The following is an 18,863-nucleotide window of genomic DNA, read 5'->3' as shown; positions in this document are numbered from 1 at the left end:
CATTGCCACGACGTACCGCCGCGACATCGAAAGAGGCCGCGCTGAGCGGCTCCTGCGATCCTTGGACTGCGAAAGTCATTTCGAGATTAGCCCGTGCGCGTGGGCCGAAACCGTGGCCTGCGTCAAAGTTGTCGGCTTCCCGGGTGCCAAATACCTGAAATCCGCACGCGCGGTTTCGATGAATTGGCAGAACGCATCGAGCACCGGCAGATCCGGGCACCAGGACTCGATGAAGAAGAACTGGCCCGCCTCATTGACCTCCAGAAACTGCCAGTCGCCCTCCGGCGTGACGATGAAGTCGAATCCGCCGCTCACGATGCCCAGTCGCGCCATCAGCGCGATGCAGGCCGCCTCGACCTTGGCCGGCAACTGCGCCGACTCGCAACGCCGGATCGATCTCTGATCGAGTCGCCAATCCAGATCACCGCCTTCGAGCGTGTTGGAGTCGATCCTGATCGCAAAGCAGCTATGTCCGAAGAACTGCGCGCGGACCTCATAGGCCTTCGCGACCTTCTCCTGGAAGATGCCCGGCGTCGCACGCAGCAACGCATCGGACGGAAGATCATTCACCTCGACCTTCGCGGTGTAGGTCTTCAGGCTCGCCCCGTCTTCCTTCCAGATGTAGCCGCCCAGCGGCTTGTAGATGCAGTCCTCCACCTCGAGGATGAAGGCCCGGATCGTCACCGGGTCGTTGCTGATCAATGTGCGCGGCACCGTGAGGCCGGCCGCCAGCGCATGACGGAACTGATGCGCCTTGACCTCGCACAGCAGGGACGCGGCCGGCGGGTTGATCCAGAAGGCATCGGCGAAGGCTTCGGGATGCGAGCGCTCCGCCATCCGCAGTTCTTCGGTGCAGAACGCCTGATCACGGGGGTCGACGTAATCCGGCGACGACACCAGACGCCGCCGGCGATACCAGACCACATCGACCGCATCCGACGACACCGTGCGCCCGTCGCAGACGAGCGTTCCGCGCATGCCGTCGCCCCCGAAGCGCACCGTGCTGGCGCTGAACTCGGGATAGTGATCGCCGCGCCAGCGCACGACCTCGTGTCCCCGCAACCGCAGCGCATGCCCGACCACGGCTGCATGGAAATCGCCTTCCACGGTGTGGATCAGCACGCGGCGCGTGTCCGCGGCGGCATCGTCACGGCGCGCACCGCGCCAATCGTCTGTCTCCAAGCCCGCCCTCCTGCAAGCCGAGTCCGCCCTTGCACTCGGCCAGCAGCGGCCACAACGCCGCTGCGCCAAGATTGCGTCTGCTATGGCTGTCCCTTGACCAGCCGGATGCGCTCGACACTATCACCGTGGGCCAATCGTGTCGAAATCGGACGCAGTGCAGTGCGTGTGTGTGTCTGCATGTGTACCGATCCAACGCGTCATCTGTGGTCAGGTTGCGCGCCATCGCGCCGCGCCACTGCGCTCTGGACAACAGGCGCAAGACCGGAGCAAGCACAACAAAAAGCCCCGACCAAGGCCGGGGCTTTCGATGACGCTGGTGCCGGAAATAGGAATCGAACCTACGACCTACGCATTACGAATGCGCCGCTCTACCAACTGAGCTATTCCGGCATGGGACGCGAATTCTAGGGAGCGCCGGGCCAGCCGTCAATCGACCAGGCGCAGGCGCAGTTCCTTGGGCAGGGCGAAGACCATGCTCTCGGGCTCGCCGGCGAGCTCGCGCATGCCGTTGGCCCCCAGCTCGCGCAGGCGGTCGAGCACGCCCTGCACCAGCACGTCCGGGGCCGAGGCGCCGGCGGTGACGCCGATGTGGTGGCGGCCTTCGACCCAGCGCGGGTCGATCTCGTCGGCGCCGTCGATCAGGTAGGCCTCCACGCCGTCGCGCTCGGCGAGCTCGCGCAGGCGGTTGGAGTTGGAGCTGTTGGGCGAGCCGACGACCAGCACCAGGTCGCATTCCTTCGCCAGATCGCGCACGGCGTCCTGGCGGTTCTGCGTGGCGTAGCAGATATCGTCGTTCTTCGGGCCCTGGATCGCCGGGAACTTCTCGCGCAGCGCGGCGATGACGCCGCGGGTGTCGTCGACCGACAGCGTGGTCTGGGTCGTGTAGGCCAGGTTCTCGGGCTGGCCGACGTCGAGTGCGGCCACATCGGCCTCGTCCTCGACGAGGTAGATGCTGCCGGCGCCGGCCTCGGCGCGCCACTGGCCCATTGTGCCTTCGACTTCGGGATGGCCCTGGTGGCCGATCAGCACCACGTCGCGGCCGGCGCGGCAATGGCGCGCAACCTCGAAGTGCACCTTGGTCACCAGCGGACAGGTCGCGTCGAAGACCTTGAGTCGGCGCCGGGCGGCTTCCTCGCGCACGGCCTGGGAGACGCCGTGGGCACTGAAGATCACGGTCACGCCGTCGGGCACTTCGTCGAGTTCCTCGACGAAGATCGCGCCGCGGCGCTTGAGGTCCTCGACCACGAACCGGTTGTGCACGACTTCGTGGCGCACGTAGATCGGCGCGCCGAGCGTCTCGATCGCGCGCTTGACGATCTCGATCGCGCGGTCGACGCCGGCGCAGAAGCCGCGGGGGTTGGCGAGGACGATATCCATGAGATGCGCAGTCTACCGGAGGCGGCGGTTCGGAAGCGGAACGGCGGCAGGACGGCGTGTCTTCTGCGCCACGCTGAACGTTCGCGTGGCGCGGTTAGCGCCTTCCCCCGCCCCGGGCAGTTGGCTGCGCTGGCGACCTCCCGGACCGATGCGCACCAAGCGCGCCCCCATCCCAGCCTTCCACCCGTAAAGGGTGCAATGCCCCGCAAGCGGGGGAAGGGGCGAAGCAGGCGGGGCTACTTCTTCTTGGCGGGAAAGAAGCCGAACAGGGCAATGCCGATCGCGCCGCCGACGATCGCGGCGTCGGCGAGGTTGAATGCTGGCCAGTAGTGGTCGCGCCAGTGCCACTGGATGAAATCGACCACGTGGCCATGGATCTGGCGGTCGATGACGTTGCCCAGTGCGCCGCCGATCACCAGCGCGAACGGCAGTGCGGTGCGCCAATCGCGGCGCGGGGTCTTGGCCAGCCAGACAGCCAGAACGCAACTGATGACGATCGCCAGAATCGTGAAGAACCACTTCTGCCAGCCGCCAGCATCGGCCAGGAAGCTGAACGCCGCGCCGGTGTTGTAGGTGCGGTACCAGTTCCAGAATCCTTCAATGACCGGGATCGCGGTGTATTCGGGCAGCGAGGTCAGCACCCACCACTTGGTCAACTGGTCGAGTGCGATCACCACCACCGACAGCGTCAGCCACGGCAGGGCGTTGGGGACGGGACGGGCCATCAGAACCACCTCCGGGTCTCGCCGCCGCCATCGCGGCCGTCGGTCACGATGTTCTCCACGCAGCGGCCGCACAGCCCTGCGTGCTCGGCGTGCGCGCCGACATCGGCGCGGCGCTGCCAGCAGCGCACGCACTTGGGCTTGTCGGTCGCGCGCGCCGACACGCCGATCGTGGTCGCGTCGCCGGCGTCGACGATTGTGACGTCGCCGCTGATCAGCAGGAAGCGCAGTTCGTCGACCACCGGCGAGAGCCAGTTGGCATCCGAGACGCCACAGCGCAGTTCGATCTCGGCATCGAGTGCGGCGCCGATCTCGCCGCTGGCACGCATCGGCTCAAGCACTTTGGCCACGCGCTCGCGCAGTTCCAACACGCGCTCGAAGTCCTGCGGCCCCCAGTCGGCGTCGCCATCGAGCAGGGTCAGGCCCGTGTACCAGGTCGCGAACTGCACATTGGCTTCGCGCGTGCCCTGCGCCGGCGCGGGCAGATAGCCCCACATTTCGTCGGCGGTGAAGCTGAGCACCGGCGCGATCCAGCGCACGAAGGCCTCGGCGATGTGGTACATCGCGGTCTGCGCGCTGCGCCGCCCGACCGAGTGCTCAGGCATCGTGTACAGGCGGTCCTTGGTCACGTCGAGGTAGAGCGAGCCCAGGTCGACGCTGCAGAAGTTCGACAGCGCCTGGACGATCTCGGCGAAGTCGTAGCGCGCGTACGCATCCTCGATGCGCCCCTGCAACTGGGCGGCGCGATGCACGATCCAGCGATCGAGCGCGACCATGTCCTGCGGCGCGACGAGATCGGCCGCCGGCGTGAACCCGGCGAGGTTGCCGAGCAGGAAGCGCGCGGTGTTGCGGATGCGGCGGTAGGCGTCGGCGGTGCGCTTGAGGATCTCCTGCGACAGCGACATCTCGTTGCTGTAGTCGGCCGATGCGATCCACAGGCGCAGGATGTCGGCGCCCAGCGTCTTCATGATGTCCTGGGGCTCGATGCCGTTGCCCAACGACTTGGACATCTTGCGGCCGTGCTCGTCGACGGTGAAGCCGTGCGTGAGGCACTGCCGGTACGGGGCCGCCTTGTCGATCGCCACGCCGGTCAGCAGCGAGGACTGGAACCAGCCGCGGTGCTGATCCGAGCCCTCGAGGTAGAGGTCGGCCGGCTTGGGATACCCGCGCGCGCGCAGCACCGCTTCGTGGGTGACGCCCGAGTCGAACCAGACATCGAGGATGTCGGTGATCCTGTCGTAGTCGGCCGCCTCACTGCCGAGCAGCTCGGTCGCATCGAGCGTGTACCAGATGTCGACGCCGTGCTGCTCGACGCGGTCGGCGACCGCGCGCATCAGCTCGACCGTGCGCGGATGCGGTTCGCCGGTTTCGCGATGCACGAACAGCGCGATCGGCACGCCCCAGGTGCGCTGGCGCGAGATCGTCCAGTCCGGGCGGCCCTCGACCATGCCGGCAATGCGCGCCTGGCCCCAGGCCGGGTACCAGGTCACGCCCTCGATCGCTTTGAGCGCATCGGCGCGCAGCCCGCCCTGCTCCATCGAGATGAACCACTGCGGGGTGGCGCGGAACGCGATCGGCGTCTTGTGGCGCCAGCAGTGCGGGTAGCTGTGTTCGAGCTTCGCGAGCGCCAGCAGGCTGCCCTGTGCACGCAGCGCGTCGACGATGACGTCGTTGGCCTTCCAGATGTGCAGCCCGGCCAGCGCGGTGTCGCCGATCGGCGGGGTCGATGGCAGGTAGACGCCGCGGCCATCGACCGGGTTGAGCTGCGCGGCGCTGTAGCGCTCGAGCAAGCCGTAGGCCTTGCCGACGACGTAGTCCTCCTGACCGTGGCCGGGCGCGGTGTGGACCGCGCCGGTGCCGTCCTCCGCCGAGACGTGCTCGCCGAGGATCACCGGCACATCGCGCTCGGCATAGAAGGGATGGCCGAGCAGCAGGTGCTCGAGCGCGCTGCCGGCCACGCGGCCGTGCACGACGATGTCGCCCTCGACGCCATAGCGACGCAGCGCGTTCTCGGCCAGCGCATCGGCCAGCACCAGCCAACGGCGGTGTCCGTCCTGCGTGCGTGGGCCTTCGACCAGCGCGTACTCGAGATCGGCGCCCAGCGACACTGCCAGCGACGCCGGCAGTGTCCACGGCGTGGTGGTCCAGATCGGCAGCGCGACCTCGACACCGGCCGGCAGCGTGGCGCCGAAGGCGCGCGCGAACGCCGCACCATCGCGCGCGACATAGGCGACGTCGATCGCCGGCGAGACCTTGTCGGCGTACTCGATCTCGGCCTCGGCCAGCGCCGAACCGCAGTCGAAGCACCAGTGCACCGGCTTGACCCCACGGGTCAGATGGCCGTTGTCGACGATCTTCGCCAGTGCGCGGATCTCGTCGGCCTCGAAGCGGAAGTCCAGCGTGCGATAGGGGTTGTCCCAGTCGCCGATCACGCCCAGGCGCTTGAAGTCGCGGCGCTGGATGTCGATCTGCTCGTTGGCGTACTCGCGGCACTTGTGCCGGAACTCCACCGCATCGAGCTTGACCCCGACCTTGCCCCACTTCTTCTCGATCGCAATTTCGATCGGCAGGCCGTGGCAGTCCCAGCCCGGGATATAGGGCGCATCGAAGCCGGCCATGCCCTTGGACTTGACGATGATGTCCTTGAGGATCTTGTTGACCGCATGGCCAAGGTGGATCGTGCCATTCGCGTATGGCGGGCCATCGTGCAGCATGAACAGCGGACGGCCGCGCGCATGCTCGCGCAACTGGGCGTAAAGGCCGCCCTCCTCCCAGCGCGCCAGCATCGCCGGCTCGCGCTTGGGCAGGTCGCCGCGCATCGGAAAGTCGGTCGCCGGCAGGTGGATCGTCGACTTGTAGGGGTTCGGGGAATTGTCGGCCTGGGCGCTCACGCGTCGTCCTGTCGTTGCGGTTCTTGTCGTGGAGGGGCGCCGGCGGTCGCCTCGGCGAGCAGGGCCCGGGCGCGCACGGCGTCCAGATCCATCTGCGCGACCAGGGCGGGCAGGTCGTCGAACTTTTCCTCATCGCGCAGTCGCGCGACGAATTCGACCTCGATCCTGCGCCCGTAGAGGTCGCCGTCGAAATCGAACAGGTGGGCCTCGAGCAGCGGCTCGACGCCCCCGACCGTAGGCCGGGTGCCGAAGCTGGACACCGACGGCCACGGGGCATCGCCGACGCCGTGCACGCGCGTGGCATAGATGCCGCGCAGCGCCGGCACCTTGCCGCCGAAGCGCAGGTTCGCGGTCGGGTAGCCGAGCGTGCGGCCGAGTTGCTGGCCACGCACCACCCGGCCGGAGACCGCGTACGGCCGTCCGAGCAAGCGGGCGGCATGGACGAAATCGCCGGCCACGAGCGCGGCGCGGATGTGCGTGCTCGACACCCGCTCGCCGTCGATCACCAGCGGCGCGATCTCGCCTGCGACGAAGCCAACCTCGCGCCCCAGCGCCTGCAGCGTCGCCAGGTCGCCGGCACGTCGATGCCCGAACCGGAAGCCCGGCCCGACCCAGACCTCGCGTGCGCCCAGTCGCGCCAGCAGCACCTGCTCGACGAAGGCCTCGGGCGACATCGCCGCCATCCGCGCATCGAAGCGCAGCAGCCCGATGACGTCGGCACCGAGCGTGCGCAGGCCCTCGATCTTCGCCCGTACCGGCCCCAGCCGCGGCGGCGGCGTGTCGGCGGCGAAGAACTCGCGCGGCAGCGGTTCGAAGCTCAAGGCCGCGGCCGCGACGCCCAGGGCCTGCGCGCGCGCGACCGCGTGGCGCACCAGCGCCTGGTGCCCGAGGTGCAGGCCGTCGAACGCCCCGATGCAGACCACGCTGCCGTCGGCACACTCGGACCCGCCGGCGATGTCGCGGAACAGCCTGCTCATGGCGTCTCGTCGGGGCGGAAGCGGCGCCAGGCACCGCATTCCGGAAGGTGACCGGAGATTATAGCGGGCGCGGCCACTGCGCCGCGGACCGCATGGACCCGCTCGCTGCGACAGTCAGTGCCGCAAGTGCCGCGGCCGCAAGCCCAAGGCCACCATCGCGATGCCGTAGGCGGCTGCGCCGGCCCCGATCACCAGCGCCAGCCAGGCGATCCGGTGCTGCCAGCCGCTGATCGCGGTCCACTCGCCGATCCAGCCGCGCAGTGCAAGCACCACCGCGGCCATCGCCACGCAGGCGCCAGCCAACCGCAGCAGGTAGCGTCCCCAGCCCGGTTCGGGCACGAAGATCGCGCGCCGGCGCAGGTACCGCCACAGCAGCGCCGCATTGACCACCCCCGCCAGCGCCGTCGCCAGCGCGATGCCGCCGTGCGCGCCGGGCACCGCGTAGAACCACAGCGGCGTGGTCAGCGCGATGGTCAATGCGACATTGGCGGCCACCGTCCAGATCGCCGCGCGCATCGGTGTCTTGGTGTCCTGGCGGGCGTAGAACGCAGGGGCCAGCACCTTGCTGAGCATGAAAGCCGGCACGCCCAGGCTCATCGCGGTCAGGCTGACCGCGGCCATCCGCGTGTCATGGGCCCCGAACGCGCCGTAGTTGTAGACGGTCGCGGTGATCGGCTCGGCCAGCAGCAACAAGCCCAGGCCAGCGGGCACGCCCGCCAACAGCGCCATGCGCAGGCCCCAGTCCAGCGACTGGCTGTAGCCCCGCGCATCCTGGGCCGCGTGCCGGCGCGAGAGGTGCGGCAGGATCACCGTGCCCAGCGCAACGCCGAACAGGCCGAGTGGGAACTCGATCAACCGGTCGGAGTAGTACAGCCAGTCGACACTGCCGCTGGCCAGCAGCGAGGCGAACGCGGTGCCCACGATCAGGTTGACCTGGGCGACCGACGAGGAGAACAGCGTCGGCAGCATCAGCCGGCCGACCTTGCGCACCTCGGCATGGCCGAAGCCCGGCCGCAGCCGCGGCCGCAGGCCCAGCCGGCCCAGCGCCGGCCACAGCAGCGCCAACTGCAGGAAACCGGCGATCAGCACGCCCCAGGCCAGCCCCTGCGGCGGGAGCGCAAAGCGCGGCGCCAGCCACAGCATCGCGGCGATCATCGTCAGGTTGTGCAGCACCGGCGTGAACGCCGGCAAGCCGAAGCGGCCGTGGCTGTTGAGGATCGACGCCGCCAGCGACATCAGCGAGATGAACAACAGGTACGGGAACGTGATCCGCAGCATCTGCGCGGTCTGCGCCAGCAGCTCGGGCTGATCGGCCCAGCCGGGCGCGAACAACCGCGCGACCAGCGGCGCCAGCAGCATGCCCACCGCGCAGACCACCAGCACCACCGCGCACAGCGCGCCAGCCATGTGGTCGACGAAGGACTTGAGCGCCGCGCGGTCGCCCCGCTCCTTGATCTCGTTGAGCACCGGCACGAAGGCCATCGCCATCGAGCCCTCGGCGAACACCCGGCGCAGGAAATTGGGGATGCGATAGGCGACAATGAAGGCGCTCATCGCCCCGCCGGTCCCGAACAGGGTCGCCTGCAGCATGTCGCGGGCGAAGCCGGCGATGCGCGACAGCAGGGTCATCGCGCTGAACACTGCGCTCGAGCGCAGCAGGCCGCCTCGGGCCTTGGGCGCAGCGGCCGCCGGATCGGGCGCGGTCACCGCCGCAGCCCGTTCAGGCCGGGCCTGTTGACGCAAGTATATGAAAGCACCATAATTTCCTGCTCAAATTTCCATTGGTCCGGCCAAGCCGGATTTTCACACGTCCAGCTTCCAGGAATCCATCGTGGCAAACATCAAGTCCGCCAAGAAGCGCGCCAAGCAGACCGTCGTGCGCAATGCGCGCAACTCCGCCCAGCGCTCGCAGCTCCGCACCGCCGTCAAGAAGGTGCTCAAGGCGCTCGACGCCAACGACGCCGCCGGCGCGCAGGAGGCATTCAATGTCGCCCAGCCGATCCTCGACCGTTTCAGCTCGCGCGGCCTGATCCACAAGAACAAGGCCGCCCGCCACAAGAGCCGCCTGTCGGCCCGCATCAAGGCGCTCAAGGCCGCTGCCTGAGCCCTGCCCGGTCGCCTCGGCGGCCGATGCGAAAAGAACCCGGCTCCGGCCGGGTTTTTTTGTTGGTCTTCGCTGAGACCAGGGACCCCCGACTCCCGTTGGCTCGATTGCAGCGCTCTTCCCCGAAGCGCGCAACGACAGCGCGCGACGCCTCCCTGCGGGCAACACCGCTTCGCCCCCAAAGCCGAACGCAACCAATGCCTGCGGCAGAGCACCGGCCGTCCGGGCCGCGTGCAGCACGCCATGGGCGAGCCCGCTCTGCTTGCTTGCTCGCAAAACCAAAACCGGGGTCAGAGCAAAACCGGGGTCAGAGTGTAATTTCGCAAGGCGAAATTGCACTCTGACCCCGGTTTTCCCTGTTAATGCACGAAGAAAAGCCCGGCCATAGGCCGGGCTTCGAAGGGGCGACTGCGGGCAGACGCCTAGACCGCGTCGGCCGCCTCGCGCGCCTGCCGATCGAGCTCGTCGAGCGCGGCCTGCACCTTGAGCATCACCTCGCGCGTGCCCTCGTGGGCCAGACCCGAGATCAGGAACCACGGGCCCGTCCACGCCAGCGCCTCGATGATCCGCGCCGCCTCGGCCTGCGCCTCTTCGGGCAGCAGCGTGTCGGCCTTGTTGATCAGCAGCCAGCGCGGCTTGTCGAGCAGCGCCGCATCGAACTTGCCGAGCTCGTGCTCGATCGCGCGCACCTGATCGACCGCATCGCTGCCATCGAGCGGCGCGATCTCCACCAGATGCAGCAACAGCCGGGTGCGCTGGATATGGCGCAGGAACAGTGCCCCCAGCCCCGCACCGTCGGCCGCACCCTCGATCAGGCCCGGGATATCGGCGATCACGAAGCTGCGCGCCGGCTCGACACTGACCACACCGAGGTTCGGATACAACGTGGTGAACGGATAGTCGGCGACCTTCGGCGTCGCCGCCGAGACCGCGCGGATCAGCGTGCTCTTGCCGGCGTTCGGAAAGCCCAGCAGCCCGACATCGGCCAGCAGCTTGAGCTCGAGCCGGAGCGTACGCTCCTCGCCGCCCTCGCCCGGGGTCGACTGGCGCGGCGAGCGGTTGGTCGAGCTCTTGAAGTGCATGTTGCCCAGGCCACCCTTGCCGCCACGTGCGACCAGCAGCCGCTGGCCATGCGCGGTCAGATCGCCGATGACCTCGTCGGTGGTGACGTTGTGCACGACGGTGCCGACCGGCACCACGATCACCAGATCGTCGCCGCCCTTGCCGTACATCTGCCGGCCCATGCCGTTCTCGCCGCGCTGCGCGCGGTACATCGTCTGGTGGCGGAAATCGACCAGGGTGTTGAGGTTTTCGTCGGCGACCAGCCAGACGCTGCCACCGTCACCGCCATCGCCCCCGTCCGGGCCGCCGAGCGGAATGAATTTCTCACGCCGGAACCCGACGCAGCCATTGCCGCCGTTGCCGGCAGTGACGGTGATTTCGACTTCGTCGACTAACTTCATGATGGGGAATTCGAAAGTGGGATTGGGAAAGCGGGACAACGGCAGTCTACCTGCCCCATCCTCGTGGACCGGCTCTGGCCATGCGGTGCGCGCATGCGACGCCCGCATCCCATTTCCGAATCCCGTCTTGCCTGCGGGCTGCCCCGCCAGAAAAGACGAAACCCCGCCGGAGCGGGGCTTCGTGCCGGACGAACGTCGCGCGGATTACTGCGCGGCGACGACGTTGACGGTGCGGCGGTTCTTCGGACCCTTGGTCGTGAACTCGACCTTGCCGTCGACCAGCGCGTACAGCGTGTGGTCGCGACCCAGGCCGACGCCGCTGCCCGGATGGAACTGGGTGCCGCGCTGACGCACGATGATGTTGCCCGCTTCGATGGCCTGGCCACCGTAGATCTTGACGCCGAGGTACTTCGGGTTGGAGTCGCGGCCGTTGCGCGAGGAACCTACGCCCTTTTTATGTGCCATGCCTGCTGCTCCTTACTTGCTGCCACCGGCGATGCCGGTGATCTCGATTTCGGTGTAGTGCTGACGGTGCCCCTGCCGCTTCATGTGGTGCTTGCGGCGGCGGAACTTGATGATGCGGATCTTCTCGGCGCGGCCGTGCGACTTGATCGTCGCGCTGACGCTGGCGCCGGCGAGCGCATCGCCGAGCTTCACGCCGTCGGCATCGCCGAGCAGCAGCACGTTGTCGAACTTGATCTCGCTGCCGACGTCGCCGTCGAGCTTCTCGACGCGCAGCGTCTCGCCCGCCATCACGCGGTACTGCTTGCCGCCCGTCACCAGGACTGCATAACTCATGACCAGACTTCCTCTGTAGTTATTGTGGTCGCTGCCGCCATCGAGGGCGGACAGAAGCGGAATTGTAATGCGATCAGCGGCTTGCGGTCAAACCACCCCAGACCGGACGACCGTGGGCGCCCTGGGCGGGCCATCCATCGGCCAGGGGCACCTGAACCGCCTCGTCTCATGGTCTGCGACCAGCCCCCGTCACACTGGCGTTCGGCCGATTTGCCCCCAAATGACCGGCTCGGTAGTCTGACCGATTGCCCGTTCCCGCGCCCCGCAAGGGCGCGCGCGTGCCTCCCCCGCCCTCCAACCGGACCTGACGTCGATGGCGATGGACACCATCCGCATTCGCGGTGCCCGTACCCACAATCTCAAGAACATCGATCTCGACCTGCCGCGCGACCAGCTGATCGTCATTACCGGCCTGTCGGGCTCGGGCAAGTCGTCGCTGGCATTCGACACGATCTACGCCGAAGGCCAGCGCCGCTACGTCGAGTCGCTGTCGTCCTACGCGCGGCAGTTCCTCAGCGTGATGGAGAAGCCCGATCTCGACCACATCGAGGGCCTGAGCCCGGCGATCTCGATCGAGCAGAAGTCGACCTCGCACAACCCGCGCTCGACCGTCGGCACGATCACCGAGATCTACGACTACCTGCGTCTGCTCTATGCGCGCGTCGGCAGCCCACGCTGCCCCGACCACGGCTACCCGCTCGAGGCGCAGACCGTCAGCCAGATGGTCGACCAGGTGCTGGGCCTGGACCCGGAGCAGCGCTGGATGCTGCTGGCGCCGGTCGTGCGCGATCGCAAGGGCGAACATGCACAGGTGTTCGAACAGCTGCGCGCCCAGGGCTATGTGCGCGTGCGCGTGGATGGCGAGCTGTACGAGATCGATGCGCTGCCGACGCTGGCGCTGCGTCAGAAGCACACCATCGAAGCGGTCATCGACCGCTTCAAGGTGCGCGAGGACATGAAGCAGCGGCTGGCCGAATCCTTCGAGACCGCGCTCAAGCTCGGTGAGGGCATGGCCTCGGTACAGGCGATCGACGATGCGTCGATCCCGCCGCAGCTGTTCTCGTCCAAGTACAGCTGCCCGGTCTGCGACTACGCGCTGCCCGAGCTCGAGCCGCGGCTGTTCTCGTTCAACGCGCCGATGGGCGCCTGCCAGACCTGCGACGGGCTGGGCATGAGCGAGTTCTTCGATCCCGACCGCGTGGTCGTGCATCCCGAATTGTCGCTGGCGGCGGGCGCGGTGCGCGGCTGGGACCGCCGCAACGCCTACTACTTCCAACTGATCCAGTCGCTGGCCCGCCATTACAAGTTCGACGTCGACGCGCCATGGCAGGACCTGCCGCAGGCCTCGCGCGATGCGGTGCTGCTGGGCAGCGGCGAAGAGACGATCACCTTCACCTACATCACCGACTCGGGCGCGCGTACCCAGCGCAAGCACCGGTTCGAGGGCATCGTGCCGAACCTGGAGCGGCGCTATCGCGAGACCGAGTCGGCCGCGGTGCGCGAGGAGCTGGCCAAGTTCATCAGCGAACGTCCATGCCCGGACTGCGGCGGCGCGCGGCTCAACCGCTCGGCGCGTAACGTGTTCGTCGCCGACCGGCCGCTGCAGTCGCTGGTGGTGCTGCCGATCGACGAGGCGCTGGCGTTCTTCGAAGGCCTGGAGCTGCCGGGCTGGCGCGGCGAGATCGCCGCCAAGATCGTCAAGGAGATCGGCGAGCGGCTGAGCTTCCTGGTCGACGTCGGCCTGGACTACCTGACCCTCGAGCGCAAGGCCGACACGCTGTCGGGCGGCGAGGCGCAGCGCATCCGGCTGGCCTCGCAGATCGGCGCCGGCCTGGTCGGGGTGATGTATGTGCTCGACGAGCCGTCGATCGGCCTGCACCAGCGCGACAACGAGCGCCTGCTCGGCACGCTGACCCGCCTGCGCGACCTGGGAAATACGGTGATCGTCGTCGAGCACGACGAGGACGCGATCCGCCTGGCCGACCACATCGTCGACATCGGCCCGGGCGCTGGTGTGCATGGCGGCGAGGTCGTCGCGCAGGGCAACTACGACGACGTGCTCAAGGCCCCGCGCTCGCTGACCGGCCAGTACCTGTCGGGCAAGCGCCGGATCGAGATCCCGGCCAAGCGCCACACGCCCAACCCGAAGATGCAGCTGCGGCTGCTGGGCGCATCGGGCAACAACCTCAAGAACGTCGACCTGACGATCCACTCGGGGCTGTTCACCGCGATCACCGGCGTCTCGGGCTCGGGCAAGTCGACGCTGATCAACGACACCCTGCACTCGCTGGCCGCCAACGAGATCAACGGCGCCTCGCACAAGGCCGCGCCCTATCGCGAGATCGAGGGCCTGGACCTGTTCGACAAGGTTGTCGATATCGACCAGTCGCCGATCGGACGCACGCCGCGGTCCAATCCGGCGACCTACACCGGCCTGTTCACGCCGCTGCGCGAGCTGTTCGCGCAGGTACCCGAGGCGCGCGCGCGCGGTTACTCGCCGGGCCGCTTCAGCTTCAACGTGCGCGGCGGTCGCTGCGAGGCCTGCCAGGGCGACGGCCTGCTGAAGGTCGAGATGCACTTCCTGCCCGACGTCTACGTACCCTGCGACGTGTGCCAGGGCAAGCGCTACAATCGCGAGACGCTGGAGATCCTCTACAAGGGCCACAGCATCCACGACGTGCTGGAGATGACGGTCGAGGACGCGCTGGCGCTGTTCGAGCACCTGCCGCCGATCGCGCGCAAGCTCGAAACGCTGGTCGATGTCGGCCTGAGCTACGTCAAGCTCGGGCAGAGCGCGACCACGCTGTCGGGCGGCGAGGCGCAGCGCGTCAAGCTGTCGAAGGAACTCTCGCGCCGCGACACCGGGCGCACGCTCTACATCCTCGACGAGCCCACGACCGGCCTGCACTTCCACGACATCGAGCATCTGCTCAGCGTGCTGCACAAGCTGCGCGATGACGGCAACACGGTGGTGGTGATCGAACACAACCTCGACGTCATCAAGACCGCCGATTGGGTCGTCGACCTCGGTCCGGAGGGCGGCCACCGCGGCGGGCAGATCATCGCCGAAGGCACGCCCGAGCAGGTCGCCGCGATGCCGCAGTCGCATACCGGCCAGTTCCTCGCGCGCCTGCTGCAGACCGTGCCGGCCGAGGCCGCCGAGCCGCGGGCGGCGCGCAAGCTGGCCCGCAAGTCGACCGCGCACCTGCCCAAGCCGCTGCCGCGCAAGGGGGCCTCGACCAAGGCCGCCGAGGCGGACGCTGCGGTCCGCGCGGAACTGCGCAAGACCGACACCAAGCCCAAGGCGAAGCCGGCGGCCAAGCGGGCCGGCAAGACGACCAAGGCCAAGGGAGCCAAGGCATGAATGAAGCGAAGGTGCTGATCCGCGTGCCGATCGAGTTGCGCTGGCGCGACCTCGACGCGTTCGACCACGTCAACAACGCCACCTTCATGACTTACCTGGAGGAAGCGCGCATCCGCTGGTTCGACTCGGTCGGTGAACCCTGGGTCACCGACGCCACTGCGCCGTTGCTGGCGGCGGTGCAGATGAACTACCGGCTGCCGATCCCCTATCCGTCGCGCATCGTCGTCGAGTTGTCGGCGCAGCGTGTGGGCACGACCAGTGTCACCGTCGGCCACCGCATCGTGTCCGAGGACGACGCCACGCTGCATGCCGATGGCCATGTGGTCGTGGTCTGGATCGACCGCGCGACCGGGCGGCCAACGGCGCTGCCCGAGTCGGTGCGGGCCAAGGCGCTGGCCTGAGTCGAAGGCTGCGCGCACTGGCGGATCGGGACCGCCGCGGTGGCGCGCCCGGCCCGGAAGGCACACGCGCGGGCTGACGTGCCGCATGCGGCCGGCCGGCCGGTCGGTCGCGCCGGCGGCATCGGCTACCATCGCCGCTCCATCTGCCGGAAGGTCCGCGATGCCGTCCCCGATCGAGATCCTCGTCCATGGGCCGATCCGCGAGCTGCGGCTCGCACGCGCGCCGGTCAATGCGCTCGACCCGACGCTGTGCCGGGCGCTGCGCGAGGCCGTCGAGGCGGCGGCTGACGACGGCGTCGCCGGTCTGGTGCTGTCGGGCCAGCCGCGGTTCTTCTCCGCGGGGCTCGACGTGCCCTACCTGCTGACGCTCGACGCGCCCGCGCTGCGCGCGGCCTGGGACAGTTTCTTCGATGCCGTACGGGCGATCGCGGCTTCGCCGGTCCCGGTCGCGGCGGCGATCACCGGACACGCACCGGCCGGCGGCTGCGTGCTCGCGCTGGCCTGCGACTACCGGGTGATGACGCGCGGCGAGTTCGGGATTGGTCTCAACGAAACCCAGGTCGGGCTGGTCGCGCCGATCGGCATCCAGCAACTGATGCGGCGCACCGTGGGCCAGCGCCAGGCCGAGCGCCTGCTCGTCGGCGGCCTGCAGGTCGATCCGGACGAGGCCTTGCGGCTCGGGCTGGTCGACGCCTTGGCCGAGCCGGAGGAGACGGTATCTATTGCCTGTGGCTGGCTGCGGTCGCTGCTGGCCCTGCCGCAGGCGCCGATGCGCGAAACGCGCCGAATCGCACGCGCCGATCTTATCGACGCGCTGCTGCCCGACCGGCTCGATCTCGACCGCCAACTCGCCGCCTGGCAGGCGCCCGACACCCAGACCGGGCTGCGTGCCCTGGTGGCGCGACTGGGGCGCTGACGCGTCGCGCACCCCCACTGTGCGCGTCGCACGAGCGCAGGGTCTACGGCCCGGTTGCCACCGGACGCGCGGGATCGTCGATCCAGCCGCTCCATGACCCGGTGTAGAGCCGCGCGCCGTCGAGCCCGGCATGCGCCATTGCCAAGAGATGATGGCAGGCGGTCACGCCCGAGCCGCACATCGCGACCAGCGCCGAGGGGGGATGGCCGTCGAGCAGCGCACCGAACTCGCGCGCCAGTGCATCGGGAGGCTTGAACCGGCCGTCGAGCAGGTTGTCCATATACGGCCGGTTGGTCGCGCCGGGCACGTGACCGGCGCGTGGATCGATCGGTTCGACCTCGCCGCGGAACCGGGGCGCCGCGCGGGCATCGACCAGCAATCCGCCACCGGCGACATGGCGCTGCACGTCATCGGCCGCGTGCAACAGCGCGCCCGGGTCGAAGGCGCCGGCGACCTCGCGCGGCACGGGCACGCGCACCGGGGCCTCGACCGGCAGCCCCAGCGCAGTCCAGCGTGCCCAACCGCCATCGAGCACCGCGACCCGGCGATGGTCGAAGCTGCGCAGCAGCCACCACAGCCGCGCGGCGAATGCGCCGTCGCCGTCGTCATAGGCCACGACCTCGGTGGCGGCATCGAGCCCCAGCGCCCCAGCACCTGCGCGAATGCGGCTGCCGTCGGCCAGGGATGACGGCCGCGGCCCGGACCGTGCGGCCCCGACAGGTCGCGATCGAGATGCGCGTACACCGCGCCGGGCACGTGCGCAGCGCGCCAAGCGCGTTCGCCGGCATCGACGGCCCCGGCCGAGGCCGCGAGCGAGAACCGGCAATCGACCACCAGCAGATTCTCGCGTCCGAGCGCTACGGCCAGCGCCTCGGCGGACACCAGCGTGCCCCAGTCCGTGCTCATGCGCGCTCCAGATGACGACGCAGGTTCAACAGGATCGATGCGGTCACGCCCCAGATGCGGTGGGTCGGCGCATCGGGCAGCGTCTCGTACTCGAGCACATGGCGCGTGCGCCCAGCGAAGACGATGTCGACCTGGCGCAGCTTCGCTGGCGACATCAGGAATTCCAACGGCACCTCGAACACCTCGGCGACCTCGCCCGGATCGGGCACGGGCGCAAAATCGGGATCGAGCATCGCCACCACCGGCACCACGCGGTAGCCGGTGACAGTTGCCAGCGGATCGAGAAAGCCCAGCGGCGCGGCCTGAGTGGGCGCAAGCCCGATTTCCTCGTTCGCCTCGCGCAATGCGGCCTGCAGCGGGCCGCCATCCTCGGGCTCGAGCCGGCCGCCGGGGAAACTGACTTGGCCGGCGTGATGGCGCAGCGTGTCGGTTCGCCGTGTCAGCAGCGCCTGCAAGCCGTGCTCGCGCTCGACCAGTCCGACCAGCACCGCGGCCTCGCGCAGGGTCGCCTGCGGCCCAAGCAGGCCCTCGAGCTCGTCGGCATTCCAGCCGCGCGCGGTCGGCGCGCCGTCGAGGGGATGCAACACCCGGCGCAGGCGTGCTGCGAGGACAGGTGGCGTCATGCGCGCGCGGCCTGGCGGGCGGGCAAGACCACCTCCATCAGGTGCCGGCGCTGGGCGTCGCTCATCTGCAGCCAGCGCCCGATCTCCTCGGTGCTGCGCAGGCAGCCGTGGCAACGGCCCTGGTCGTCGAGCGTGCACACGCCGGTGCACGGCGTCGGCACGGCGCGGTAGGAAGCATCCATCGCGCCATTCTAGCGACGCGACGCACGCTCCGTCTGCGCTTGGCGATGCGGGGCCCGGACACGACAACGCCGACGTGCGGGGCACGTCGGCGTCGTGGGACACACTTGCGAAACCGTGATCAGCGAACGCTGAGCAGCTTCACCATCACACCGACCGGCTGCTTGGCGATCTCCTGCGCGTTCTGCCCGGTGACGAACTTGCCCGGCGGCAGCACGATCTCGTAGACCGCGTTGAGCGGCATCAGCGGCAGCACTTCGCGCAGACCGGTGATCTGGGCCTCCGACACGCGGAACGGCGCAGTCTTGTCCTCGGCGCTGACGCCGATGCCGACCGGCACGATCAGCGCCTGGTAGGCGATCTCGACCTGGCTCGACGCGGTCGGCTTGGCGCCCGAACCGGCCTCGACGACGCGGTACATCACGCCGCTGGGCAGCGACACCACGCCTTCGCGCGCCTTGTACTCGGCCAGGAACGCCGAGGCCTTGCCTTCGTTCTCGGTCAGCGCCGCGCGACGCTCGGCGACGATCTTCTGCTGCATGCGCTGCTGGAAGCCGTTGTAGGCCGCGCCCATCTGCTCGGGGGTGTAGGTCGGCTGGCGCTTGCCGTGACCGTCCTGCAGGCCCTTGATGATCGTGTTGACGTCGACCGACTCACCGGTCTCGGCCAGGCGATTGCCCAGATCGAACCCCAGCGCATAGCTCAGCGTGGTCCTGTCGGTCGCCGATGCCGCGGGAGCTGCGGCCTGCTGCTGTGCGAACGCGGAACCGCTGAACGTGATGGCCGCCACGGCGGCCGCAATAAAACGCAACTTCATTCCCTGGTTCTCCGCTAGGTCAGATTTTTCGATATCGCCTGTACGAGAAAGGGCGGTCGAACCGCCCTCTTGACGCGCTAGGATAGCGGTCGCAGGGCTTAACCGCCACTGACGACCTCCCTATCCGACCGCGCGCGGTCCG

Annotated in this window: 14 protein-coding genes, 1 tRNA gene and 2 pseudogenes; 4 read left to right on the top strand and 13 right to left on the bottom strand. The window is 68.8% G+C overall.

Annotated elements, in window-relative coordinates; all coding sequences use genetic code 11:
• Positions 1–75 precede the first annotated feature (75 nt).
• From BEN78_12395 to BEN78_12365, 7 genes are all read right to left on the bottom strand, one after another.
• The gene (locus BEN78_12395; protein ASR44050.1) at positions 76–1,182 is read right to left on the bottom strand and encodes a hypothetical protein; all 1,107 of its coding nucleotides are present in this window, start codon (positions 1,180–1,182) and stop codon (positions 76–78) included.
• A 314-nt stretch (positions 1,183–1,496) separates the two neighbouring features.
• Positions 1,497–1,572 (bottom strand) — tRNA-Thr (locus BEN78_12390).
• Between the two features lie 36 nt (positions 1,573–1,608).
• Entirely contained in the window at positions 1,609–2,559 is a 951-nt protein-coding gene (locus BEN78_12385) for a 4-hydroxy-3-methylbut-2-enyl diphosphate reductase (protein ASR44049.1), read from the bottom strand.
• A 236-nt stretch (positions 2,560–2,795) separates the two neighbouring features.
• Positions 2,796–3,284: a signal peptidase II gene (locus BEN78_12380; GenBank protein ID ASR44048.1), complete on the bottom strand. Its 489-nt coding sequence runs from the start codon at positions 3,282–3,284 to the stop codon at positions 2,796–2,798.
• Entirely contained in the window at positions 3,284–6,100 is a 2,817-nt protein-coding gene (locus tag BEN78_12375) for an isoleucine--tRNA ligase (protein ID ASR45116.1), read from the bottom strand. The genes BEN78_12380 and BEN78_12375 overlap by 1 nt, the downstream gene beginning before the upstream one ends.
• Before the next feature lie 68 nt (positions 6,101–6,168).
• Positions 6,169–7,149 (bottom strand): riboflavin biosynthesis protein RibF, encoded by a 981-nt coding sequence (locus tag BEN78_12370; protein ID ASR44047.1) that lies wholly within the window; start codon positions 7,147–7,149, stop codon positions 6,169–6,171.
• Positions 7,150–7,263: 114 nt separating this feature from the next.
• Positions 7,264–8,778 carry a murein biosynthesis integral membrane protein MurJ gene (locus tag BEN78_12365; GenBank protein ASR45115.1) on the bottom strand — a complete coding sequence of 505 codons (1,515 nt, stop codon included), beginning with the start codon at positions 8,776–8,778 and terminating at the stop codon, positions 7,264–7,266.
• Between the two features lie 202 nt (positions 8,779–8,980).
• Here BEN78_12365 and BEN78_12360 point away from each other — a divergent pair, with 202 nt between their 5' ends.
• Positions 8,981–9,253: a 30S ribosomal protein S20 gene (locus BEN78_12360; protein ASR44046.1), complete on the top strand. Its 273-nt coding sequence runs from the start codon at positions 8,981–8,983 to the stop codon at positions 9,251–9,253.
• A gap of 422 nt (positions 9,254–9,675) precedes the next feature.
• On the opposite strand, the gene obgE is transcribed toward BEN78_12360, so the two are convergent.
• From obgE to BEN78_12345, 3 genes are all read right to left on the bottom strand, one after another.
• Complete coding sequence (gene obgE / locus BEN78_12355) at positions 9,676–10,716, bottom strand: GTPase ObgE (GenBank protein ID ASR44045.1); 1,041 nt, start codon at positions 10,714–10,716, stop codon at positions 9,676–9,678.
• Positions 10,717–10,920: 204 nt separating this feature from the next.
• Positions 10,921–11,181, bottom strand: a complete 261-nt coding sequence (locus BEN78_12350) for a 50S ribosomal protein L27 (protein ASR44044.1) — start codon at positions 11,179–11,181, stop codon at positions 10,921–10,923.
• A gap of 12 nt (positions 11,182–11,193) precedes the next feature.
• The gene (locus tag BEN78_12345; protein ASR44043.1) at positions 11,194–11,514 is read right to left on the bottom strand and encodes a 50S ribosomal protein L21; all 321 of its coding nucleotides are present in this window, start codon (positions 11,512–11,514) and stop codon (positions 11,194–11,196) included.
• A gap of 313 nt (positions 11,515–11,827) precedes the next feature.
• Between BEN78_12345 and BEN78_12340 the strand changes: the two genes are divergently transcribed.
• From BEN78_12340 to BEN78_12330, 3 genes are all read left to right on the top strand, one after another.
• A complete protein-coding gene (locus BEN78_12340; GenBank protein ASR44042.1) occupies positions 11,828–14,878 on the top strand; it encodes an excinuclease ABC subunit A in 3,051 nt (1,016 codons plus the stop codon).
• Positions 14,875–15,279 carry a thioesterase gene (locus BEN78_12335; GenBank protein ASR44041.1) on the top strand — a complete coding sequence of 135 codons (405 nt, stop codon included), beginning with the start codon at positions 14,875–14,877 and terminating at the stop codon, positions 15,277–15,279. Before BEN78_12340 ends, BEN78_12335 begins: the two co-directional genes overlap by 4 nt.
• A 160-nt stretch (positions 15,280–15,439) precedes the next feature.
• Positions 15,440–16,195 (top strand): enoyl-CoA hydratase, encoded by a 756-nt coding sequence (locus tag BEN78_12330; GenBank protein ID ASR44040.1) that lies wholly within the window; start codon positions 15,440–15,442, stop codon positions 16,193–16,195.
• A 43-nt stretch (positions 16,196–16,238) separates the two neighbouring features.
• Here the strand turns inward: BEN78_12330 and BEN78_12325 are convergent.
• From BEN78_12325 to BEN78_12315, 3 genes and pseudogenes are all read right to left on the bottom strand, one after another.
• A pseudogene (locus tag BEN78_12325) lies at positions 16,239–17,101 on the bottom strand (hypothetical protein).
• Positions 17,098–17,906: pseudogene (locus tag BEN78_12320) on the bottom strand (coenzyme A pyrophosphatase). Before BEN78_12320 ends, BEN78_12325 begins: the two co-directional pseudogenes overlap by 4 nt.
• 119 nt (positions 17,907–18,025) lie before the next feature.
• Positions 18,026–18,721 (bottom strand): hypothetical protein, encoded by a 696-nt coding sequence (locus BEN78_12315; protein ID ASR44039.1) that lies wholly within the window; start codon positions 18,719–18,721, stop codon positions 18,026–18,028.
• Between the last annotated feature and the right edge of the window lie 142 nt (positions 18,722–18,863).

The sequence above is a fragment of the Xanthomonas citri pv. mangiferaeindicae genome (assembly GCA_002240395.1).
Taxonomy (GTDB): Bacteria; Pseudomonadota; Gammaproteobacteria; order Xanthomonadales; family Xanthomonadaceae; genus Luteimonas; species Luteimonas citri_A.
This window is presented reverse-complemented; position numbering and strand designations above follow the sequence as displayed.